We start from the raw sequence: 21,645 nt of genomic DNA, 5'->3' as shown, positions 1-21,645 counted from the left end.
CTCGGAGGTGAAACGGTCACCTGTCAGCTGCATGCCGTCCCCGGAGTCACCCGCGAAACGGATGATCACCCTGTCCAGCCGGCGCACCTCCTTGGCAGGTGTGCCCGGTGCGCCCGGGGCGGCGCCCGGCAGGCCGGGCTCTGCGGACGGCGACGACGGGCCGGTGTGCCCCTCCGTGACGGACATCAGGACGTGCTCCAGGGTTGTGGCTGCTGCAGGGATGAGTGCCGTCCTGCCACTCCTTCAGATGCCGCTCGAGGATCACTCGAGCGGCACTCGAAGACGGTGGCGCGGATTCCGCCAAGCTGTCCGTTCTCAGTCATCGAGCAGCGGCTTCCACCACTCCGGGTGGTCCACGTACCAGCCGACGACGCGCTTCAGGCCCTCGTCGAGCGTCCACTGCGGCGCGTAGCCGAGCTCGGCGCGGATCTTGTCGTCGTTGATCGCGTAGCGGAAGTCGTGGCCCTTGCGGTCCGGGACGTGCTGCACCTTCGACCAGTCGTGGCCGGTCAGGTCGAGCAGCCGCTCGGTCATCTCGCGGTTGGTCAGGGCGGTGGCGCCGCCGATGTTGTACGTCTCGCCCGCGCGGCCGGCCGTGAGGACGAGCTGGATGGCCCGGCAGTGGTCGTCGACGTGCAGCCACTCGCGGATGTTGGTGCCCTCGCCGTAGAGGGGCACCTGCTGTCCCTGCAGGAGGCGGGTGACGAACTGCGGGATGAGCTTCTCGACGTGCTGGTGGGTGCCGTAGTTGTTGGAGCACCGGGTGATGCGCACGTTGAGCTTGTGGGTGCGGTGGTAGGCGCGGGCGAGGAGGTCGCTGCCGGCCTTCGACGCGGAGTAGGGGGAGTTGGGGAGCAGCGGCGACTCCTCGGTCCACGTGCCGGTGGCGATGGATCCGTAGACCTCGTCGGTCGACACGTGCACCACGTTGTCCACACCGGTGTACAGACAGGCGTCGAGGACGCTCTGAGTGCCCAGGACGTTGCTGTGGACGAAGGCCACCGCGCCGTCGACGGAGCGGTCGACGTGGGACTCGGCCGCGAAGTGGACGACGGCGTCGTGGCCGGGGAGCAGCTGGCGCAGCAGGTCCTGGTTGCAGACGTCGCCGCGGACGAAGGTCAGCCGCGGGTCGCCCATCGGCAGGTTGTCCGTGTTGCCGGCGTAGGTGAGCTTGTCGATGACGGTGACGTGCGCGTCCTCGTAGCCTCGGTAGCCGCCGGAGAGCATGGTGCGGACGTAGTGCGAGCCGATGAAGCCGGCGCCGCCGGTGACGAGGACCTTCATGCCATTACCTCCGCGCGCGTGTGGTCACCGATGATCAGCCGGCTGCCCGAGGCGGCCGTGACGGGCTTCTGCACCTGGGCCCAGCGGCCGATGACGCAGCTCTGCAGGTCGCGGACGTTCTTGATGGCGGCGCCCTCGAGGATGATGGAGTCCTCGACGCCGGAGTCCTCCAGGACGCAGTCGCGCCCCACGGCCGTGTACGGGCCCACGCTGCTGCCGGTGATGACGCTGCCGGCGCCGATCACGAGCGGGCCGGTGAGCTTGGACCGCACGACGCGGGCGCCCGGTCCGAGGACGACGGGCCCCTGCAGAATGCTTTCCGCATCGACCTCGGCGCCCTCGCGGTCGGCGGCGGTGCCGGCGATGCGGGCGAGGATCTCCCGGTTGCACTCCAGCAGGTCGTCGATCTTGCCGGTGTCCTTCCAGTAGCCCTCGTACTCGCGGGCGGTGACCGTCCGGCCCGCGTCCACCAGGTGCTGGATGGCGTCCGTGATCTCCAGTTCGCCGCGGGCGCTGGGCTCGATGGCGCGCACCGCCTCGTGCACGGCGGCGGTGAAGAAGTACACGCCGATGACGGCGAGGTCGCTGCGCGGCGCGCTCGGCTTCTCCACGAGGGCGAGCACCTTGGAGTCCGCGTCGACCTCGGCCACGCCGTACTGGCGCGGGTCCGCCACCTTGGTGACCAGGACCTGGGCGTCGGGGCGGCGCTCGTGGAAGGCCTCGGCGGCCTCGGCGATGCCGTCGGCCAGGACGTTGTCCCCCAGGTACATCACGAAGTCGTCGTCGCCGAGGAAGTCGGCGGCGAGGGCGACGCAGTGCGCGAGTCCGAGCGGGGCCTCCTGGCGGATGTAGGTGAGGCGCAGCCCGAGCCGGGAGCCGTCTCCCACCGTGGCCTCGATCTGCGCCGCGTGGCCGCCGACGATGACGCCCACGTCCTCGATGCCGATGTCCCGCAGGTTTTCCAGGCAGTGCACCAGGACGGGCTTGTTGGCCACGGGGACCAGTTGTTTCGCCATCGAGTAGGTGAAGGGCCGCAGCCGCGTACCTTCGCCACCGGACAGGACCAGTGCTTTCATGGGTTCCCCAGAAATTCTCGCAAGGAGACAGGATCGGGGACAACGTGGTCGACCGCGCTCGACTCCGATTCGAGTCACCGTCGAACTAATGTTGACAACTTCTCTCCCCGTCGCGGTCGCTGAGGACGAGGAGCTGAGGATCCATGACGGAGCAGACACAGGCGCAGGCGGAGGAGCAGCAGGCGCAGGCCCTGTCGCCGGACGAGGTCGGCGAGGTCTACGACGAGAAGGGCTGGCTCTGGGAGATCTTCATGGGCCAGAACCTGCACATCGGCTGGTGGGACGACGAGGCCCCCGAGGTGGACCCCAAGGACCGGCTCACGGACGTCCTCATCGAGCAGGTCGCCCTGCGGCCCGGGCAGCACCTCCTCGACATCGGCTGCGGCCAGGGCCGGCCGGCGCTGCGGCTGGCCGAGGCCAGCGGCGGTGAGGTCACCGGCATCACGGTGAGCGCGGAGCAGGTCTCGGCCGGCACGGAGGCTGCGGCCGGGGCGGGCCTGGCGGACCGGGTGCGGTTCGCGCTGGCGGACGTGTCGGAACTGCCCTACGCGGACGGCGAGTTCGACGCGGCCTGGGCGATGGAGTCGCTGATGTACCTCGGCGACCGGCCCGCCGCGCTGCGCGAGATCGCGCGGGTGCTCAAGCCCGGCGGCGTGTTCGTCCTGTCCGACTACGTCGAGTCGGCCGAGCTGGACGAGGAGTGGCGCAAGGTCCTGCTGGAGGGCTTCACGGTGGGCTCGCTGCCGACCGCGGACCAGTACGTCGAGATGATCACCGCGGCGGGGCTGACCGTCGAGCGGAACTTCGACGCGACCGCGCACCTGCGGCGCTCCGCGGCGCGGATCGACCAGCTCGTGGCGGACAACTACGACAAGGTCGTGGAGAAGGGCGGGGTGCAGTTCGCCGAGGAGTTCAAGGAGATGATCGACCGGGTCTCGAAGCTGGAGCGGGACATGCTCGGCTACTCGGTGATCACCGTCCGCAAGCCGCTCGCCTGAGCCGCGGGGCGCCTGCCGTCCGCCGGGGCCCGGCCTCCCGGTCTCGTCCGCCGGGCCCGGCCTCCCGCGCCGGGCCGCCCGGTCTCGTCCGCCGGTCTCGGACTTCGGAGCTCGGATCCTGGGTCCCGGATCCCGGACCCCGGCGGAACCGGCCCGTCGAGCCGCCGTCGAGCAGGGTTCGAGGCCCGCTTCCAACGATGACCGCATGAAGATTCTCTTTGTTGCGGGAGGCACCTCCGGGGTGATCTTCGGCATCGTCCCGCTGGCCCAGGCCGCCCGCAACGCCGGGCACGAGGTCTTTATGGCCGCCCCCGAGAACATGATGGCGACCATCACGGGCGCCGGGATCCCCGGCGTCCCGGTCTCCGACGTGCCGATGATGGACCACCTCGTCGACCGGCGCGGCATCCGCGTGCCCATCCCCGAGGATCTTCACGAGCGCTACATCTTCAACGGGCGCACGTTCGGCCGCTACGCCGCCGCCTGCCTGGACGGCCTGCTGTCCCTGGTGGCGGACTGGCGCCCGGACGTCGTCGTGGGCGGGGCGCTCGCCTTCGCCGCGCCGCTGATCGCCGGGCACCTGGGCGTGCCGTACGTGAAGCAGGCCATCGACATGGGCGAGCCGCGCACGATCGACCTCGCGGCCGCCGCCGAGCTGGGCCCGGAGCTGGAGCGGCTCGGCATGTACGAGATGCCGCGCACGGATCTGTTCATCGACATCTGTCCGCCGAGCCTGCGGCCCTCCGACGCGCTGCCCGCGCAGATGATGCGCTACGTGCCCTTCGCCACCCAGATGCCGGTCGAGCCCTGGATGTACACCAAGGGCGACCGGCCGCGGGTGCTGGTGTCGGCCGGCAGCCGGGTCACGCCGGAGTCCGACTTCGACATCCTCAGCGGCCTCGTCGACAAGGTCGGCAAGCTGGACGTCGAGCTGCTCATCGCCACGCCGGAGGCGGTCGCGGAGAAGCTGCGGCCGCTGCCGGACCACGTGCGGGCCGGCTGGATCCCGCTGCACCTGGTGGCTCCGACCTGCGACCTCGTCGTCCACCACGCGGGCGGCAACACGACGATGGGCTACCTCTCGTACGGCGTCCCCCAGGTGCTGGTGCCCTACCTGCCCTACTGCGTCGACTACTCGACCCGGCTGAGCGCCTACGGGGCCGCCACGATGATCGACCCGGCCGACGACAGCGCGGAGAACATCGCGCGCGTCTGCGCCGAGATGCTGGCCACCCCCTCCTACCGCGAGCGGGCCGCGGAGCTGGCCGCCGAGGTGTCCGCGCTGCCCACGTCCGCCGACGCGGTGCGGGCGATCGAGCGGCTCGCCGCCGCGGCCTGACACCCGTACGCCCGCCACCGCACGCGTCCGCGCCACACCGACTCCCAGGGGTACTACCAAATGATCAATCTCTTCCAGCCGCAGGTCGGGGACGCGGAACTCGCCGCCGTGGCCGAGGTGTTCGACAGCAAGTGGCTCGGGCACGGGCCGCGCACGAAGGCCTTCGAGGCGGCGTTCGCCGAGCGCCTCGGGGTCGCCGCGGAGCACGTCCTGTTCGTCAACTCCGGTACGGCCGGGCTGTTCCTGGCGCTGGAGGTCCTCGACCTGGCCGAGGGCGACGAGGTCGTCATCCCGTCCATGAGCTTCCTCGCGGCCGCCAACGCCATCGTCTCCACCGGCGCGACGCCCGTCTTCTGCGACGTCGACCCGCGGACGATGAACCCCACCTGGGAGCACATCGAGGCCGCGGTCACGCCGCGCACCAAGGCGGTCGTGGTGCTGCACTACGGCGGCTGCCCGGGCGACGTCGTGGAGATCGCGGAGCGCTGCCGGGAGCGAGGCCTGGCCCTGGTCGAGGACTCGGCCTGCTCGGTGGACTCCCGCGTGGACGGGCGCGCCGCGGGCTCCTTCGGCGACCTGGCGATGTGGAGCTTCGACGCCGCGAAGGTGCTGGTCACGGGCGACGGCGGGATGCTCTACGTACGGGACGCCGAGCGGGCGCAGCGGGCCCGCCGGCTCGCGTACCACGGGCTCGTGCAGGCCACGGGCCTCGCCTACGCGAAGGTCTCGCACCGCTGGTGGGAGCTGGAGGTCCCCGAGGTGGGCCGGCGCGTCATCGGCAACGACCTGACGGCCGCGATCGGCCTGGTGCAGCTCGGGCGGCTGCCGGAGTTCACCGGTCGGCGCAAGGAGATCGTCGCCCTGTACGACCGCGAACTCGCGGGTGTCGAGGGTGTGAAGACGCCGCCGCCGCTGCCGGCCGGGCACGAGTCCTCGCACTACTTCTACTGGGTGCAGATGGACGCGCGGATCCGCGACCAGGTCGCCTCCGACCTGCTGGCCGCCGACATCTACACGACCTTCCGCTACGCGCCGCTGCACAAGGTGCCCACCTACAAGTCCGGCGCCGACCTGCCGGGCACCGAGCAGGCGTCCGGCGAGACCCTGTGCCTGCCGATCCACCCGGGGCTCGCCGACGCGGACGTGCTCACCGTGGTGGCCGAGCTGCGCAAGGCGATCGAGACGCGCACCCGGGACCTGGCCCCGGCCGCGGGCTGACCGGACGGGAGACGGGAGACCACGTCATGCGACTGCTGTTCATGTCCCCGCTGGCCAAGACCCTGCACGAGACGACCATCGGGCTCGACCTCGCGGATCAGCTCAAGGACGCCGGCGTCGTCAGTCACTTCGTGATCGACGAGTTCAACGAGGACCAGCTCAAGACCGCCGGATACGCGTACACCGTGATCACGCCCGCCATGGGCGGCCGGGTCCGCGAGGAGGTCGCGCGCGTCGTCGGGGAGTTCCGGCCGGACGCGATCGTCCTCAGCGACTACCTGGCGCACTGGCTGACCCACCTCGTCAGCTACGAGACCGACCCCTGGTACGTCGAGGACTTCGGCGTGCCGGTGATCCCCATCGACCTGCACGACCTGACGAACATCACGCGGGAGCTGGAGGTGCTGGGGAGGACCGTCGTCGCCGACGGCAACATCCTGGACATGCCGGTGCATCTGCACCCCGTGCCGATGGGCCGCCCGGAGGCCCGGGCCGGCGGGCAGGGCCTGCCGTACCGCGCCAACCGGGGCATCGAGCCGCTGACGGACGCGGCGCGCGCCGAGGTGCGCCGGTCGCTGGGGCTCGGCGGGGCGGAGCGGCTGCTGATGTTCCCGACGCTGCCGTGGCAGGAGACGATGCAGACGCGGGCCGGTCCCCGGACGCGCGAGCTGGCGGTCCGCGTGCCGCGGCTGATCGGGCACTACCTGCGCCGGCTTCCCGACGACACCCACTTCGTCGTCGCCGGGCCCTACCTGGACGGGCTGGGGCTGCCGCCCGAGCGCGTCCACGTGGAGCCCTCGTACACCGCGCAGCGCTACCACGCCCTGGTCGGCGCCTCGGACGCCGTGATGTCGGCCTTCCTGCCGTCCTACGCGCTGGAGCGGGCCGTCCTCGCCGACGTGCCCGGGCTGTTCGCTCTCAACACCCACGACATGGGGGAGGCGGCGGGCGACGGCGGGCGGGCCGGGGCGCCGGACGGGCTCTCGCCCGTGGTCCGGGAGTGGCTCGCGGACTTCCCCGGCGCCGTCCCCGCCTTCCACATGTGGCCCCTGAGCTGGAACAAGGTCATGGGGCCGCTGCTGGTGGACAACCCGTTCGCCGACACCGCCGTACGCACCGAGCTGTTCGACGAGCGGGCCGTCGTCGAGGGCCTGACGGGCATCCTCCACGACCCGCTGGTCCGCGGCCGTCTGGCGGAGGCGCGCGCGGCCTACCGGGACGGGATCGACCGGCTCCCGGAGACCGCCGAGGTCTTCGCCACCGCGGCGCGGCGCGTGGGCCTGACGTTCTGACGCGCAGGGCCCCTCGGCGCTGAGCCTCCTTCGAGCGGCGCTCTAACCGGGTGCCGAATGCTGAAGCAACCGCACATCATGAGGAGGGCTGCCGTGTTCCGGCAGACAAGCGAATTCCACGACTGGTTCGCCGAACAGCGCGCGGCGCAGGACCACCGGGTGACGCCCGCCCCGCTGCGCGGCCTCGACGGCTGGTCGTTCGAGCCGGGGACCGGCGACATCCGGCACCGCAGCGGGCGGTTCTTCAGCATCGAGGGCATCGCGGCGGAGACCGACAACCGCGAGGTCGCCGCCTGGTCGCAGCCGATCATCGTGCAGCCGGAGTCCGGGATCCTGGGCATCCTGGTGAAGGAGTTCGCCGGCGTCCCGCACTTCCTGCTCCAGGTGAAGATGGAGCCGGGGAACATCAACATCCTGCAGCTCTCCCCGACCGTGCAGGCGACGCGGAGCAACTTCACCCGGGTGCACCAGGGGAACGCCGTCCCGTACCTGGAGCACTTCCTGGCGCCGCGCTCCGGGAGGGTGATCTTCGATGCCCTGCAGTCGGAGCAGGGGTCGTGGTTCCTGGGCAAGCGCAACCGCAACATGATCATCGAGGCGGACGGGGACGTCCCCGTCCGCGACGGCTTCTGCTGGCTCACGCTGGACCAGATCGGCGAGCTGCTGAACGTCGAGAACCTCGTCAACATGGACACCCGCACCGTGCTGTCGGGCCTGCCCGACGGCTGGGCCGTCCAGGGCCGCAGCACCGGCGCCGAGGGCCGGGCCCTGCACGGGACGGCCGCGCTGCTGAGCTGGTTCACCGAGGCCAAGGCCTCGCACCGGCTCGACCGCCGCCGCATCCCGCTGGCGGAGGTCGGGGGCTGGGGCGAGTCCGACGGGGCCGTGGTGCACGAGAGCGGCCGCTTCTTCAAGGTCATCGGCGTGGACGTCGAGGCCCAGGGCCGCGAGGTCGCCCGCTGGTCGCAGCCCATGATCGCGCCGGTCGGGCGGGGCGTGATCGCCTTCCTCACCCGGCGGATCGAGGGCACCGTCCACCTGCTGGTGAACGCGCGCACCGAGGCGGGCAGCTTCGACGTCCTCGAAATGGGCCCCACCGTGCAGTGCGCGCCCGCCAACTACGAGGGGCTGCCCGCCGGGAGCCGTCCGCGGTTCCTGGACGAGGTCCTCTCGGCCGCCCCCGAGCGGGTCCTGCTGGACGTCGTCCACTCCGAGGAGGGCGGCCGCTTCTACCACGCGGAGAACCGCTACCTCGCGGTCGAGGCGCCCGGCGACTTCCCGCTCGAAGTCGGCCCGGACCACATATGGATGACGCCTCATCAGCTCGGGGCAATGGTCCGCCACTCCCACCACGTGAACGTCGAGGCCCGCAACCTCCTGGCCTGCCTGCGGTTCCTGCGGTGACCGCCGCCGAGCGGGACCCCGCGACCCGGACCGTGCGCCTCGGCCTGATGGGCTGCGCCGACATCGCCCTGCGCCGGATGCTGCCCGCCGTGGCGCGGACCGGGGGCATCGCGCTCACGGCCGTGGCCGCCCGCGACACCGCCCGGGCCGCGCAGGTCGCGCAGCAGTACGGGGCCGAAGCCGCCGCCGGCTACGCGGAGCTGCTGGAGCGGGACGACGTCGACGCCGTCTACGTCCCGCTGCCCTCGGCGCTGCACGCCGAGTGGACCGAGCGCGCGCTGCTCGCCGGGAAGCACGTCCTGGCCGAGAAGCCGCTGACGCTGGACGCCGCGGAGACGGCACGGCTGGTGGACCTGGCCCGCTCCCGCGGGCTGGTGCTGATGGAGAACTTCATGTTCGTCCACCACCCGCAGCACCGGCGCGTGCGGCAGCTGCTGGACGAGGGTGCGATCGGCGACGTCCGCACCGTCCACGCCGCGTTCGCCGTCCCGCCCCGTCCCGACGGCGACATCCGCTACCGGGCCGACCTGGGCGGCGGCGCGCTCTTCGACGTCGGCGTCTACCCGCTGCGGGCCGCCCAGCTGCTGCTCGGGCCCGGCCTGGAGGTGGTCGGCGCGGACCTGCGCACCGACCCGGAGCGGGGCGTGGACGTCGCGGGCAGCGTGCTGCTGCGGCGGCACGACGGGGTGACCGCCCACCTCACGTTCGGCATGGAACACCACTACACGTCACGTTACGAAGTGCTCGGCAGCGCGGGCCGGCTCCGCCTCGACCACGCCTTCACGCCCCCGGCCGACCACCGCCCGGTGGTCGTCGTCGAGCGGCACGGCGGCGTCGAGGAGCTGGAGCTGGAGCCGTTCGACCAGGTCACGGCCGCCGTCCGAGCGTTGGTGACAAGCATCGGATCCGGCGCCGGTACGACGACCGGCGAGGCGACCGTCCGCCACGCGGAGCTGGTCGCCGACGTCCACCGGGCAGGGCACGCGCGCAGAGGCCGGGCCGGCACCGCCCGACGACTCGCTGAGTACGCCGTAGGAGGCGAAGAGAAATGAACGAGGCCAAGGCCCGCATTCTGGAGCAGGTCCGTGAGTACCACGGCAGCGACGAGAAGGAGTTCGTCCCCGGGGAGACCGGCGTGTGGCCGGCCGGTGCCGTCTTCGACGCCGACGACCGGGTGGCGCTGGTCGAGGCCGCGCTGGACATGCGCATCGCCGCCGGCGTGAGCTCCCGCCGCTTCGAGCGCCAGTTCGCCAAGTACTTCAAGCTGCGCAAGGCCCACCTGACCAACTCGGGGTCCTCGGCCAACCTGCTGGCGCTGTCCGCCTTCACCTCCCCGCAGCTGGAGGACCGGCGGCTGCAGCCCGGCGACGAGGTGATCACCGTGGCGGCGGGCTTCCCGACCACCGTCAACCCGATCATCCAGAACGGCCTGGTGCCCGTCTTCATCGACGTCGAGCTCGGCACGTACAACACGACGCCGGAGCGCATCGCCGAGGCCATCGGCCCGCGCACCAAGGCGATCATGATCGCGCACTCGCTGGGCAACCCCTTCGCCGTCGAGGAGGTCGCGAAGCTCGCCGAGGAGCACGACCTCTTCCTCATCGAGGACAACTGCGACGCCGTCGGCTCGCTCTACCGCGGCAAGCCCACCGGCACCTTCGGCGACATCGCCACCACCAGCTTCTACCCCGCGCACCACCTCGCGATGGGCGAGGGCGGCTGCGTGCTGACCGACAACCTCGCGCTCGCGCGCATCGTCGAGTCGATGCGCGACTGGGGCCGGGACTGCTGGTGCGAGCCGGGCGAGGACAACCGCTGCTTCAAGCGGTTCGACTACCAGATGGGCGACCTGCCGCACGGCTACGACCACAAGTACATCTTCTCCCACGTGGGTTACAACCTGAAGGCGACCGACCTCCAGGCCGCCCTCGGCCTCAGCCAGCTCTCCAAGATCGACGCGTTCGGCGCGGCCCGGCGCGCCAACTGGAAGCGGCTGCGCGAGGGCCTGGACGGGGTGCCGGGGCTGCTCCTGCCGGAGGCCACGCCCGACAGCGACCCCAGCTGGTTCGGCTTCGCCATCACCGTGCGGCCCGAGGCCCGCTACACCCGCAAGGACCTGGTGGCGTTCCTGGAGGCCCGGAAGATCGGCACCCGCCGCTTCTTCGCCGGCAACCTCACCCGCCACCCCGCCTACCTGGACCGCCCGCGCCGGATCAGCGGCTCGCTCGCCAACAGCGACCTCGTCGCCGAGCACACCTTCTGGATCGGCGTCTACCCCGGTCTCACCCCCGAGATGATCGACTACTCGGCCGAGTCCATCCGGGACTTCGCCGCGAAGAACTCCTGACGCCCGCACCTCCTGAAGCCCGCATCTCCTGACGCGCGCCGGCCCCTCCCGGCGCGCCCGCACCGCTACCCACCGCACCACCGCACACCACAGGAGCCCTCACGATGACCAGGGAAGCAGCCGCAGCCGCACCCACCCTGCTGGAGGCCGCCGTCGCGGCCGCCCCGCTCGCCGCCGCGCACGCCGCGGACGCGGAGGCGGACCGCCGCCTCTCCCCGCCCGTCGTGGAGGCGATCGTGGCGGCCGGGTTCTCCGGCCACTTCGCCCCGGCGGCGCTCGGCGGTGCGGCCGGGACCTTCGCGGAGCTCCTCGACGCCTCCGCCGCGCTCGGTGAGGGCTGTGCCTCGGCGGCCTGGTTCGCCTCCGTGATCGCCAGCGCCGGACGGCTCACCGCCTACCTGCCGCGGGAAGGCCGCGAGGGCGTCTGGGCCAAGGGGCCGCAGACCGTCGTCGTCGCCGGGCTCATGCCCTCCGGCACCGCCGAGCGCGCCCCCGGCGGCGGCTGGCGCGTCACCGGCTCGTGGAACTACGTCAGTGCCGTCGACTTCTCCGACTGGACGCTCATCGCCGCCCGCACCGGCGAGCAGGGCACCGGCGTGCGGGTCCTCGCCGTGCCCCGCACCGACTACGCGATCAGCGAGACGTGGCAGGTCATCGGCATGCGCGGCACCGGCAGCAACACCGTCGTGCTCGACGAGGTGCTGGTGCCCGACGCGTTCACCGTCCCCCTCGACGTGCTGCTCGCCGGCCTCGCCCCCGAGGCGGAGGCGGCCTGCCACCGGGTGCCGATGAAGGCTGCCAACGGCGTCACCCTCGCCGGGCCCCTGCTCGGCGCGACCCGGGGCGCGCTGCGCCGCTGGCGCGAGCTCGTCGCCGCCAAGCTGGCGGCCCCCGCGGGCGCCATCTCCGGCGGCTCCGACCACGGCACCTTCGAACAGCTCCTGGCCCGCGCCGAGGGCGAGATCGACGCGGCCGGGCTGCTGCTGGAGCGCGTCGCCCGCACCACCGACTCCGGTGCCGTCGACGGGCTCGGCACCGCCCGCAACGGGCGGGACTGCGCGCTCGCCGCGGAGATGCTCGCGACGGTCTCCGACCGCCTGCTGCGCTCGGCCGGCACCCGTGCCCAGGCCGAGGGCGAGGAGCTCCAGCGGCGCTGGCGGGACGTGAACTGCGGTGCGGGCCACAGCGGTCTGCAGTTCCCGGCGGCGGCGGGCGCGTACGCCCGGCTGCTGAACGCCTCTGCCTGAACGCCTCTGCCTGAACGCCTCTGCCTGAACGCCTCTCCGCCTGAACGATCTCCCCTGACCGGCGGGCCGGTCACTCCACGGGAAAGCGCCGGACGGACCCCTTTACGGGTCCGTCCGGCGCTTCGTGTGCGGGTGACCGTGGTTCAGAGGCCGGCGGGCACCAGGCGGCGGCGCTGCGCGGGCACCGTCTCCGACGGGTTGAGGACGTCCAGCTGCAGCCGCTGCAGCTCCGGGGAGGGCTCCAGGCCCAGCTCGTCGTTGAGGATCCGGCGCAGGCTCTGGTACGCCTGCAGGGCCTCGGCGCGCCGCCCGGAGTGGTTGAGGGCGGAGATCAGCTGGCCGTGGAACCACTCGTTGAGCGGGTAGTCGTTGACCAGGGCGCGCAGCAGGGGGATGGACTCGCGCTGCCGGCCGAGCTGGAGCTCCGCCTCGATGCGCAGCTCCAGGGCCCGGATGCGCAGCTCGTTGAGGTGCACGATGCGGCCGGTGAGGACGTCGCCCGCGGGGATGTTGGAGAGCGCGGGGCCCCGCCAGAGGGCCAGGGCCTGCTCCAGGCGCTGGACGGCGGCCTCGGGCCGGCCGTTCTCCAGCGCCGTCTTCCCCTGCAGCACGAGGCGTTCGAAGATCTTGATGTCGACCTCGTGGTCCTCCACGCGGATGAGGTAGCCGGGCGGCTGGGTGATCAGCAGGGCCCGCTCGGCGGGCACCAGCCGCTCGGCTATGAACATCTTGCGCGCGTGGTAGATGTACGTCTGCAACGTGGTGAGGGCGCTGCGCGGCGGGGACTCGCCCCAGAGCTCCTGGATCAGCGACTCCGAGGTGACGATCTCGTTGGGCCGGGTCAGGAGCAGGGCCAGGGTCTGACACACCTTCGGCGTGCTGGGCAGGTGTGGTGGTCGTCCGTCTCCGGTGACGATCTCGAACGGGCCGATGAGGTTGAATCGCACTGCACACACTCCTGTACCGGGTGCAAAAGATCCTGTGCCACGTTGAGCAAGTGCTGACAACGTAGGTGTCGGCCGCACAAAACCCCCACCTCGGTTTGATGAGAGTGTCAGGCTACCGACCGGTAGGTTTTCTTTCTTGCGAGGCCCGTCACGTGCGCTTCATACGCGTGTCATGCGTGGCACGCCGGCAGCCCGCCGTGGTACTCGATCATCTCCGAGAAGAGCAGGCCGATGTCCAGCGGACGGCCGGGAGGCGCCCCCTTCTCCTCCGCGTAGGCGCGGTGCAGATTGGGCACCAGGCGCTCGGAGTCGAGCAGTTCGGCGTACTCCCCGAGGTCCGCCTCGCGCGCGGCCTCCAGCGGGCCGATCCCCGCCGCCAGGCCGGCCCGCGCGATCTCCTGGACGCGCCGCAGGTAGCCCTCCGTGGTGTCCAGCAACTCCGGTCCGCCCACGGGGCCGTGGCCCGCGACGACCGTCACCGGGTCGAGCGCGCGCAGCTGCTCGGTGACGGCCAGCGAGCCGGAGACCGAGCCCATCAGGCAGAACGGCGTGGCCCCCGACATCACCAGGTCGCCGGTGAACAGGACCCGCTGCTCGGGCAGCCAGACGACCGTGTCGTTGGTGGTGTGCCCGATGCCCGGGTGCAGCAGCTCGGCCGTGACGTCCCCGATGTGCAGGGTCAGCCGGTCGCGGAAGGTGAGGGTGGGCAGCTCGACGGAGACGTCTCCCCAGCACACCTCGGGCCACAGGCCCGTCAGGTGCAGGCCGATGTCCGCCATCTCGGTGCGGGTGCGCTCGTGGGAGACGACCACCGCGTCGTCGGCGAACAGGTAGTTGCCGAAGGTGTGGTCGCCGTGGGAGTGGGTGTTGACGACGAACTGCGGGGGTCGCGCCGTGAGCGGCGCGACGGCCTCCTTGAGGGCGCGCGCCCGCGCCTCCGTGGCGGCCGTGTCGACCAGGGCGGAGCGGTTGCCGGCGACGATGAGGCCGGCGTTGTTCAGGCACCAGCCGCCGTCGGGCTGGATGTAGGCGTGGACGTTCTCCGCGACCTCTTGGAGGCGGGGGGTGTCTTGGGTGTTCCGGGTGTTCACGGGGTGCGCTCCGTGGGTGATCGGGGGTGGACCCGATCACTGTGGCGAGCGGGGATCGAGCGCGGGTCGAGGGGGACGGGCCGCCAGCACCGCCGCCGCCAGCCCCGCGTCCAGGACCGTTCCCGCCGTCGGTCGTCTCGCCGTGCCGAAGACCGCCGGGGCCACCGCCGCGCTGACCGTGTAGCCCGCGTCCAGCGTGTGGGACTCCAGGTGCCAGTCGCCGTCGTCGGCCGGTGAGCCGTCCGAGCGCAGCAGGCGGGCCGTGGCGCCCGACGCGGCGGGGATCGTGAAGCCGAAGGAGGTGAAGGGCAGCCGCAGGCCCAGGCCCAGGGCCTTGCTGTACGCCTCCTTGAGCGTCCACAGGCGGATCATGGACGCGTTGCGGTCCTGCTCCGGCAGCCAGCCCAGCGCGGCCCGCTCGTAGGCGGTGAAGGACTCCTCGGCCAGCCCCGTGCCGTAGATGGAGCGCGCCGAGGACTCCACGTCGACCCCGATCGGGCCGACGTGGCTGAGGCCCACCGCGAGGATGTCCCCCGTGTGGCTCAGGCTCACCTCCAGCTGCCCGCAACCGCGCAGGTAGGGCCTGCCGTTGGGGTTGCGGGCCAGTTCCAGTTCGCCCGGGTCGGCGTCCAGGACGGCGCCCGCCGCGTATTTCAGCAGGAGCCGGGAGGCGGCGAAGCGCCGCCGGGTCCGTTCCTGGCGGATGCCGGCGTGGCGCCCGGCCTCCTGCCCGAGCAGCCTGCCGAGTTCGTCGTCCGGCAGGCCGTGCTCGCCCCAGTCGGCCATCAGCCCGTAGAGGAGCGCGAAGCCCCGCTCGTCCATGGCGGTGTCCGTGGCGGTCCACGGGCCGTCCGGGGCCGTCACCCGGACGGGCGCCGAACCGGCCAGCCCCCGGGGACCGGATGTGGCCATGTCATCTCCCTTTATGCGGTTGCCGGTTACGCGACGGGCACTGTGCGGCGGGTGCTACGCGGCGGCCGGCCCGCCGCCCAGCAGAACGTCGTACAGGTCGAGGCTGCGGCCCTGTGTGCAGCGCTCCACCACCGCCGCGAGCAGCGCCTCGCCGCGCCGGTCGTCGGCGGCGGGCTCGGGCAGGCCGAGGCGGAACTGGACCCTGCCGAGCGCGGCGATCAGCCAGGCGGGGTCGGACAGGAAGTCCGCCTCCCGCTCCCGGTCGCCGTGCAGCCACACGCCCAGGCAGGCGGCCGCCGCCGCGAGCAGGGTGTAGCGCTCGGCGAGGGCGTAGCCGTGCGGGGTGGCCAGGGCGGCGAGGTCCTGCTCGGGCAGCGCGCGGCACTCCTCGCCGAGCGCCCGCAGCTCCGCGGCCAGCGCCCGCACCTGGGAGCGCAGCGCCTCCCCGTCCGGGCCGGTGACGGGGAGGGTGTCCAGGGCCGCCTCGGCGTGCGGCAGCACCGCCATCAGGGTGTCCCCGCCGGCGGCCAGGTCGAGCCGTCCGGGGTCGAGCGGGGGCAGGGGCGCCGAGGCGGAGAAGAGGCCGGGCGGGGGCGTGGCCGCGGTCCACGAGGTCCGGGCCAGGAAGGGGAGTTGGGGGACCAGAGTGGCCAGCGCGGCGGCGGCGCCGATCGGCCCCGGCGGGATCTCGGACAGGTCGCGCAGGTGTTTGCGGAACGTGCCGAAGCCGCCGTCCTCCTGCAGGGCGCGCGGCCCCAGGACGGCCGCGAGGTCGCCCGTGCTCTGCTGCAGCATGCGCACCACCAGGCACATGGCGGCGGCCGTCCAGACGCTGGACTCCTCAGGCAGGAGGTGCAGCGAGCGGATCGCGGCCAGCAGCAGGCAGTCGCACACCAGCACGTCCGCGAACGAGGACGTGATCGCGCGCCGCGCGTACCGCGAGGTCAGCGGGCGCACCCCGGGCGCGCGCTCCAGCACCGCCGCGACCACCGAGCGCAGTGCGGTGTCGGCGCAGCCGACCGCCATCGACGGCACGAGCGGCCTGCTGACCTGCAGGGACCGCAGGGCGACCGCCGTGCCGTCGCCGGGCGCGCCGAGCACGCTGCCCGCCGGCACGGGCCAGCGGACGAACTCCAGGAAGCCCGCGGGCAGCCGGCGCACCGCGGTGGCGTCGTACGGGGACAGCAGCCGCACGGCGTCCGGCGGCAGGTCGGCGCGGTCCAGGAGCAGCGCCGAGTGGGCGCCGTCGCCGTCCGCGTGCCGGGCCAGCAGGACGAAGCCCGCGGCCAGGGGCGCGTTGGCGATCAGCGGGGTGCGGCCGTCCAGCACCCCGCCGCCCTGCGGCGCGGGGGTCAGGGTGAGGTCGCCGCTGCTGAACTCGTTGCCGTAGGACATGTTCTGGAACGCGACGGACAGCCGCCCGCCGTCCAGGAGCAGCCGGGCCGTGCGGGCCTGCTGCTCCGGGGTGCCGTGGCACCAGGCGAACACCGCGGAGACCAGGGAGGCCGAACCGTGGCCGCGGCCGAGGGCGAAGTCCCGCCTGAACACCGCGCGCAGCAGCTGCGTCGCGGTGTCCAGGCCGGTCAGCCGGCCGCCGAGGCGCTGCGGGACGATCTCCTCGCGCAGGCCGAAGGCGTCCAGCAGGGGCTCGCCGCCCAGCGGCAGCTCGCCCCGGCGGTCGGCGGCCAGCGCCGCGGCGTGACCGAGCGGGTTGTCCGGGTCGAGGGGGTCGCCGAGCCGGCGCTCCAGTGCGGCCACGCGGTCGGCGGAGGGGACGGCGGAGGGGACGGCCTCGCTCAGGGAGCCGATGTCAGAAGACCTGGTCATGGGTGATCAGGCGGGACTTCAGCTGCACCTCGCCGCCGTTCACCACCAGCGTGTCGTGCACGGTGCAGCTCGGGTTGATCTCGGGCTTGCCGCCGGGGCGGACGGTCACCACGAGGGCGTACACCGTCGACTTGACCGTGCCGTCGTCCTGCGGGTCCAGGGCGATCTGGTTGAACCAGTGGCGGCGCGTGACCGGGTCCCCGTCGAACTTCTTGTGGAAGTTCACCAGCTCCTCGACGATGCCGGGGCGGCCGACGGCGGGCTCGGCGCCCGGCGAGTGCTGGAAGACGCCGTCCTCGGTGAACGTCGCCGCGTACTCCTCGAAGCGGCGGGCGTCCAGGTGGTGCATCTGGTGGGCGTAGAAGTGCTGGACCTGGGAGTGGAGCTCCGTCAGGGACTGGGTGGCGGTCATGGTGCCTCTCCGGGAACGAAGGAAGAAGGGGGAGGGAAAGGGGGGAGGGGGAGGGGGGAAGGAGGAGAGAGAAAGGGGTCAGCCTGCCTGGGCGGCGGCGCGCTGCTCGGCGTAGGTCGCGGCGTGCGCCATGGTGGCGAGGCTGTTGCGGCCGAGGGCCTCGCGCAGGTACGCGCGGGCGTCGGCGAGCGTGGCGCCCGCGCCCAGGACCTCGGTGACCGCCTCGGGGTTGACCGCCACCGTGTGCCGGGCGGTGGCGACGGCCCCGCCCCCGGGCTTGTCCGCGAAGTGCCACAGGCCGCTGTGGCCGAGCAGCAGCTTCGGCATGACGTGCTGCTTGTAGGCGATCCACTCCGGGCCGCGGCAGATGCGGGTGGAGCGCGTGGTGTGGGCCGAGCCGTCGGCGGTGACGGTGTCCATCTCCAGGTCCTGGATGCCGGGGACGTCCTCGGTCAGCCGGGCCTGCCGGACGTGCGGGAGCCGCTCCGCCCACAGGTCGGCGCGGTCGACGAAGTCGAAGGCGTCGGCGGCCGACCCCGTCAGCTCCACGGTGTCGGTGAAGGAGAACACCACGTCGGACGCGGTGCCGCCGTACTCGGCGATCCGCGCCAGCGCCGCCAGCTCCTCGGGGCTGTTGCGGTCGAGCGCGGCGTTGACGGCCGCGACCGTCTCCGGGGCGTCGCCGACGGCCGTGAAGTCGTGGAGCAGCACCACGCGGGTGCCGCCGCCCGGCAGCGCCTCGAAGATCCACTCGCCGCCCATGGAGGCGACGGGGGCCGTGCTGCGCTCCTGGCGGAAGGTCACGCGCAGCGCCTCGGGGTCGAGGGTGCGCCGGGAGGTCCAGGTGCTGACCTTGCCGTTGACCGTGGCCCAGATCTCGAAGCGCTCCGCTCGCTCGCCGCGCTCCAGGTGGTGGACGTGGACGCTCGGCCCGAAGATCGCGGGCCAGGTCGTGACGTCCGCGACCAGGCCGTAGAGCACCTCCGGGGGCGCGGAAACATCCAGGGTGTGCTCGGTGTGGTGCCGGCGCGGTTCCGTCATGTCGTTCGTCTCCTCGGTGCGTACGGGGCCGGGCCCGGGCACGTGGGTGTCCCGTGCCCGGACCCGGGTGCTGCGGACCGCCCGGTGCGGCGCGCGGCGCGTCAGGCGGCGGCGGCCTCGGTGACCAGGCCGTTGACGAGGTCGATGAGCGCGCGCGGCGTCTCGACCTCGACGAGCTCGTCGTCCGGGACGACGACGCCGAACTCCTGCTTGATCTGGGCGGCGCTCTCCATCAGGGCGAGCGAGTCGTAGCCCAGCTCGTCGAAGGGGCGGTCGGAGATGTCGCCGGTGATGTCGATGCTGTCGTCGACGCCGGCGCACTCGACGAGGATGCGGCGGACGTCGTCAACGGTCATGTGGGCCATGGGTTCTGCTCCAAGCGGTAGAGAAGGCCGATGGGGTGAGGGGAGCCGGCGCCCGTGCCTACGCGGCGCGGACGACGACGGCCGAGTTGAAGCCGTGCCGGCCGCGGGCGAGCACCAGGGCGGTGCGGACCCGCTGGTCGCGGGGCGCGCCCCGGACCAGGTCGAGGCCGTAGGCCTCGGGCACCGGGGCGCCCGTGGGGGTCGGCGGGATGACGCCGTCGCGGATCGACAGCAGCGCCGTCGCGACGTCCAGCGGGCCGCCGCCGGAGTAGAGCCGGCCGGTGAGGGCCTTCGGGGCGGTGACGGGCACCGCTCCGGCGCCGAAGACGCCGCTGATGGCGGCGGCCTCCGCCGCGTCCAGCCCGGGCACGCCGGCGCCGTCGGCGAAGACCACGTCGATGTCGCCGGGCGCGAGGCCCGCGTCGGCCAGGGCGGCCTCCGCGGCGCGGCGCAGGGCCGGGGGGCGGCCGGTGCCGGGGGCGGGGTCGAAGGTGGCGGCGTAGCCCGCGAGTTCGCCGTAGACCTGCTGCGCGCCGCGCTCGCGGGCGCTCGCCTCGTCCTCGGCGACCAGGATCGCGCCGCCCTCGCCGGGCACGTAGCCCGAGGCGTCGGCGCTGAAGGGCAGGTAGGCGCGGGCGGGGTCGGTGGCGGTGGTGACGCGGCCGCCGGCCAGCTGGGAGACGTAGCCCCACGGGTCGAGGGCGGAGTCGACGCCGCCGGCCACCACGAGCGGGGTGCCGCGGCGGACCGTGCGGCGGGCGTGGCCGAGCGCGTCCAGGCCGCCGGCCTGCTCGCCGACGAGGGCGGCGCTCGGTCCGCGCAGCTTGTGGCGGATGGAGATCTGGCCGGTGTTGACCGCGTAGAACCACGCGAAGGACTCGTAGACGCTGACGAAGTCCGGGCCCTTGTTCCACAGCTTGTCGAACTCGCGGTGGGTGAAGTCGAAGCCGCCCATGGCGTTGGAGGTGACGACGCCCATGTCGTAGTCCGGCAGGGTGTCGGGGGAGACGCCGGCGTCGGTGAGGGCCCAGTCGGCGGCGACGAGCGCGAGCCGCGTCGAGGGGTCGGTCTGCGGGAGCAGCCGGCTGTTGAGGTGCTCGGCCGCGTCGAAGTCGTCGATCTGGCCGGCGAGGGAGGACGCGTAGCGGGAGGCGTCGAAGCGGGTGACGGGGCCGATGCCGGTGTGGCCCGCGAGCACCGCCTTCCAGAAGGCCTCGGTGCCGAGGCCGTTGGGGGCGGTGACGCCGATCCCGGTGATGACGGTCCGCCCGTTGAGGCCGTCCTTGCTGGTCATGCCTTCACTCCTTCCGGGGCGCGCAGGATCATCGCGCTCTGGAAACCGCCGAAGCCGCTGCCGACGGTCAGGACGGAGTCCACCCGCTGCTCGCGCGCGGTCAGCGGGACGTAGTCGAGGTCGCACTCGGGGTCGGGCGTGTGCAGGTTGGCCGTCGGCGGTACGACGTTGTGCTTGATGGCCAGGGCGCAGGCCGCGATCTCGATGGAGCCGATGGCGCCCAGGGAGTGGCCGACCATCGACTTGATGGAGCTGACCGGCACGTCGTAGGCGTGCTGTCCGAGCGCGATCTTGAACGCGGCCGTCTCGTGGCGGTCGTTCTGCTTGGTGCCGGAGCCGTGCGCGTTGACGTAGTCGACGACGGTCGGGTCGACGCGGGACTCGTCGAGCGCGGCGCGGATGGCCTCCGCCATCTCCCGGCCGTCTTTCTTCAGACCGGTCATGTGGTACGCGTTGCAGCGGGTGGCGTAGCCGGTGACCTCGGCGTAGATCTGCGCGCCGCGGGCCTTGGCGGCCTCGTACTCCTCCAGGACGAACATGGCGCTGCCCTCGGCGAGGACGAAGCCGTTGCGGGAGGCGTCGAACGGCCGGGAGGCGTGCTCGGGGTCGTCGTTGCGCGTGGTGGTGGCCTTGATCGCGTCGAAGCAGGCCAGCACGATCGGGGAGATCGGGGTGTCCGACGCGCCGGCGATCATCACGTCGGCGGAGCCCTCGCGGATCAGCTGGACGCCGTAGCCCACGGCGTCGAGGCCGGAGGTGCAGCCGTCGGAGACCATGGTCACGGGGCCCTCGGCGCCGGCGGCCCAGGCGACCTCGGCGGGCATGACGCCCGGGCTGAGGTAGTCGAACATGTGCGGCGACAGGTAGTCGGGGTCGACCAGCCACTCGCGGCCCTTGTCGGCCATCACGAGGTACTCGTTCTCCAGGCTGGTCGCGGAGGCGACGGCGCTGCCGAGGCTCACGCCCACGCGGTGCGGGTCCACGCCGGCGAACTCCAGGCCGCTGTCGGCCACGGCCTCCCGGGTGCAGGCGACGGCGAACTGGGTCGCCCGGTCCATCCTGCGGATCTCCCGGGGGGAGAAGCCCTCGGCCTCGGGGAAGAAGTCGGCCTCGGCCGCCACCTGGGACCGGAACGGAGCCGCGTCGAAGAACGAGATCCGCCGGGTGGCGGTGCGGCCCGCGGTGAGCAGGTCCCAGAACTCCTTGGTGCCGGAGCCGCCCGGGGCGCGGACGCCGATACCGGTGATCACCACTCGTCGGGTCATCGCGTGGGCACGCCTTCCTTCGAGCTGAACATCGAGTCACGTTCCTTTCCGCTTGCCGTGCAGCAGATGTCCACCGCTGCCTGTCGGGGACAGCGCCGTTGGCAAGGGAAACGGTGCGGCTCGGGCCTCGAACACCGCTCGAAGACGGATGGGGTACCTCCACAAGAAACCGGCTGGCCGGTTTCTCTTGGTAATCCGACGTCAGAGAGCCCGTAGGCAGGGCTTCCGGTCGGTTTCCCATGAGGTCTGCGGCGACGTAGAGAGGGAGGAAAGTGGACAAATGCGG

General features: G+C 72.6%; 20 protein-coding genes. 8 read left to right on the top strand and 12 right to left on the bottom strand.

Annotated elements, in window-relative coordinates:
* From NQU55_RS34080 to NQU55_RS34070, 3 genes are all read right to left on the bottom strand, one after another.
* Window positions 1-186: hypothetical protein (locus NQU55_RS34080; protein WP_256791733.1), on the bottom strand; the 186-nt coding region annotated here is incomplete at its 3' end.
* 129 nt (window positions 187-315) lie between these two features.
* Complete coding sequence (rfbB, locus tag NQU55_RS34075; protein WP_168096614.1) at window positions 316-1,284, bottom strand: dTDP-glucose 4,6-dehydratase; 969 nt, start codon at window positions 1,282-1,284, stop codon at window positions 316-318.
* Entirely contained in the window at window positions 1,281-2,360 is a 1,080-nt protein-coding gene (locus NQU55_RS34070; RefSeq protein WP_168096613.1) for a glucose-1-phosphate thymidylyltransferase, read from the bottom strand. The genes rfbB and NQU55_RS34070 overlap by 4 nt, the downstream gene beginning before the upstream one ends.
* 143 nt (window positions 2,361-2,503) lie before the next feature.
* Between NQU55_RS34070 and NQU55_RS34065 the strand changes: the two genes are divergently transcribed.
* The 8 genes from NQU55_RS34065 to NQU55_RS34030 all read left to right on the top strand — a co-directional run bounded on the left by NQU55_RS34065 (window position 2,504) and on the right by NQU55_RS34030 (window position 12,205).
* Window positions 2,504-3,358, top strand: a complete 855-nt coding sequence (locus NQU55_RS34065; RefSeq protein ID WP_256791732.1) for a class I SAM-dependent methyltransferase — start codon at window positions 2,504-2,506, stop codon at window positions 3,356-3,358.
* A 205-nt stretch (window positions 3,359-3,563) separates the two neighbouring features.
* On the top strand, window positions 3,564-4,697 hold the full coding sequence (locus NQU55_RS34060) for a nucleotide disphospho-sugar-binding domain-containing protein (RefSeq protein WP_168095351.1): 1,134 nt from the start codon (window positions 3,564-3,566) through the stop codon (window positions 4,695-4,697).
* A 60-nt stretch (window positions 4,698-4,757) separates the two neighbouring features.
* Window positions 4,758-5,915 (top strand): DegT/DnrJ/EryC1/StrS family aminotransferase, encoded by a 1,158-nt coding sequence (locus tag NQU55_RS34055; RefSeq protein ID WP_168095350.1) that lies wholly within the window; start codon window positions 4,758-4,760, stop codon window positions 5,913-5,915.
* A 26-nt stretch (window positions 5,916-5,941) separates the two neighbouring features.
* Window positions 5,942-7,207 carry a DUF6365 family protein gene (locus tag NQU55_RS34050; protein ID WP_168095349.1) on the top strand — a complete coding sequence of 422 codons (1,266 nt, stop codon included), beginning with the start codon at window positions 5,942-5,944 and terminating at the stop codon, window positions 7,205-7,207.
* A 93-nt stretch (window positions 7,208-7,300) separates the two neighbouring features.
* Window positions 7,301-8,611 carry an NDP-hexose 2,3-dehydratase family protein gene (locus NQU55_RS34045; RefSeq protein ID WP_256791731.1) on the top strand — a complete coding sequence of 437 codons (1,311 nt, stop codon included), beginning with the start codon at window positions 7,301-7,303 and terminating at the stop codon, window positions 8,609-8,611.
* Complete coding sequence (locus NQU55_RS34040) at window positions 8,608-9,663, top strand: Gfo/Idh/MocA family protein (RefSeq protein ID WP_256791730.1); 1,056 nt, start codon at window positions 8,608-8,610, stop codon at window positions 9,661-9,663. The genes NQU55_RS34045 and NQU55_RS34040 overlap by 4 nt, the downstream gene beginning before the upstream one ends.
* Entirely contained in the window at window positions 9,660-10,958 is a 1,299-nt protein-coding gene (gene rfbH, locus NQU55_RS34035) for a lipopolysaccharide biosynthesis protein RfbH (RefSeq protein ID WP_168096189.1), read from the top strand. Before NQU55_RS34040 ends, rfbH begins: the two co-directional genes overlap by 4 nt.
* Window positions 10,959-11,062: 104 nt before the next feature.
* Window positions 11,063-12,205, top strand: a complete 1,143-nt coding sequence (locus NQU55_RS34030; protein ID WP_168096188.1) for an acyl-CoA dehydrogenase family protein — start codon at window positions 11,063-11,065, stop codon at window positions 12,203-12,205.
* Between the two features lie 143 nt (window positions 12,206-12,348).
* Here NQU55_RS34030 and NQU55_RS34025 read toward each other — a convergent pair whose 3' ends face one another.
* From NQU55_RS34025 to NQU55_RS33985, 9 genes are all read right to left on the bottom strand, one after another.
* Entirely contained in the window at window positions 12,349-13,152 is an 804-nt protein-coding gene (locus NQU55_RS34025; protein ID WP_256791729.1) for an AfsR/SARP family transcriptional regulator, read from the bottom strand.
* Between the two features lie 170 nt (window positions 13,153-13,322).
* A complete protein-coding gene (locus NQU55_RS34020; RefSeq protein ID WP_256791728.1) occupies window positions 13,323-14,243 on the bottom strand; it encodes an MBL fold metallo-hydrolase in 921 nt (306 codons plus the stop codon).
* Between the two features lie 36 nt (window positions 14,244-14,279).
* Window positions 14,280-15,155: a 4'-phosphopantetheinyl transferase family protein gene (locus tag NQU55_RS34015; protein WP_168092918.1), complete on the bottom strand. Its 876-nt coding sequence runs from the start codon at window positions 15,153-15,155 to the stop codon at window positions 14,280-14,282.
* A 54-nt stretch (window positions 15,156-15,209) separates the two neighbouring features.
* On the bottom strand, window positions 15,210-16,982 hold the full coding sequence (locus NQU55_RS34010) for an acyl-CoA dehydrogenase family protein (RefSeq protein WP_168092917.1): 1,773 nt from the start codon (window positions 16,980-16,982) through the stop codon (window positions 15,210-15,212).
* Complete coding sequence (locus NQU55_RS34005; RefSeq protein ID WP_168092916.1) at window positions 16,966-17,394, bottom strand: nuclear transport factor 2 family protein; 429 nt, start codon at window positions 17,392-17,394, stop codon at window positions 16,966-16,968. Before NQU55_RS34005 ends, NQU55_RS34010 begins: the two co-directional genes overlap by 17 nt.
* A gap of 78 nt (window positions 17,395-17,472) precedes the next feature.
* A complete protein-coding gene (locus tag NQU55_RS34000) occupies window positions 17,473-18,435 on the bottom strand; it encodes an aromatase/cyclase (RefSeq protein ID WP_168092915.1) in 963 nt (320 codons plus the stop codon).
* Window positions 18,436-18,536: 101 nt separating this feature from the next.
* Complete coding sequence (locus NQU55_RS33995) at window positions 18,537-18,800, bottom strand: acyl carrier protein (protein WP_058047372.1); 264 nt, start codon at window positions 18,798-18,800, stop codon at window positions 18,537-18,539.
* 58 nt (window positions 18,801-18,858) lie between these two features.
* Window positions 18,859-20,094 (bottom strand): ketosynthase chain-length factor, encoded by a 1,236-nt coding sequence (locus tag NQU55_RS33990; protein ID WP_168092914.1) that lies wholly within the window; start codon window positions 20,092-20,094, stop codon window positions 18,859-18,861.
* Window positions 20,091-21,359: a beta-ketoacyl-[acyl-carrier-protein] synthase family protein gene (locus NQU55_RS33985; RefSeq protein WP_168092913.1), complete on the bottom strand. Its 1,269-nt coding sequence runs from the start codon at window positions 21,357-21,359 to the stop codon at window positions 20,091-20,093. The genes NQU55_RS33990 and NQU55_RS33985 overlap by 4 nt, the downstream gene beginning before the upstream one ends.
* Window positions 21,360-21,645 lie beyond the last annotated feature (286 nt).

This window comes from Streptomyces telluris (assembly GCF_024519335.1).
Taxonomy (GTDB): domain Bacteria; phylum Actinomycetota; class Actinomycetes; order Streptomycetales; family Streptomycetaceae; genus Streptomyces; species Streptomyces telluris.
Note: the sequence above shows the minus strand (reverse complement) of the source record. Positions and strands in the feature narration are given on the sequence as shown.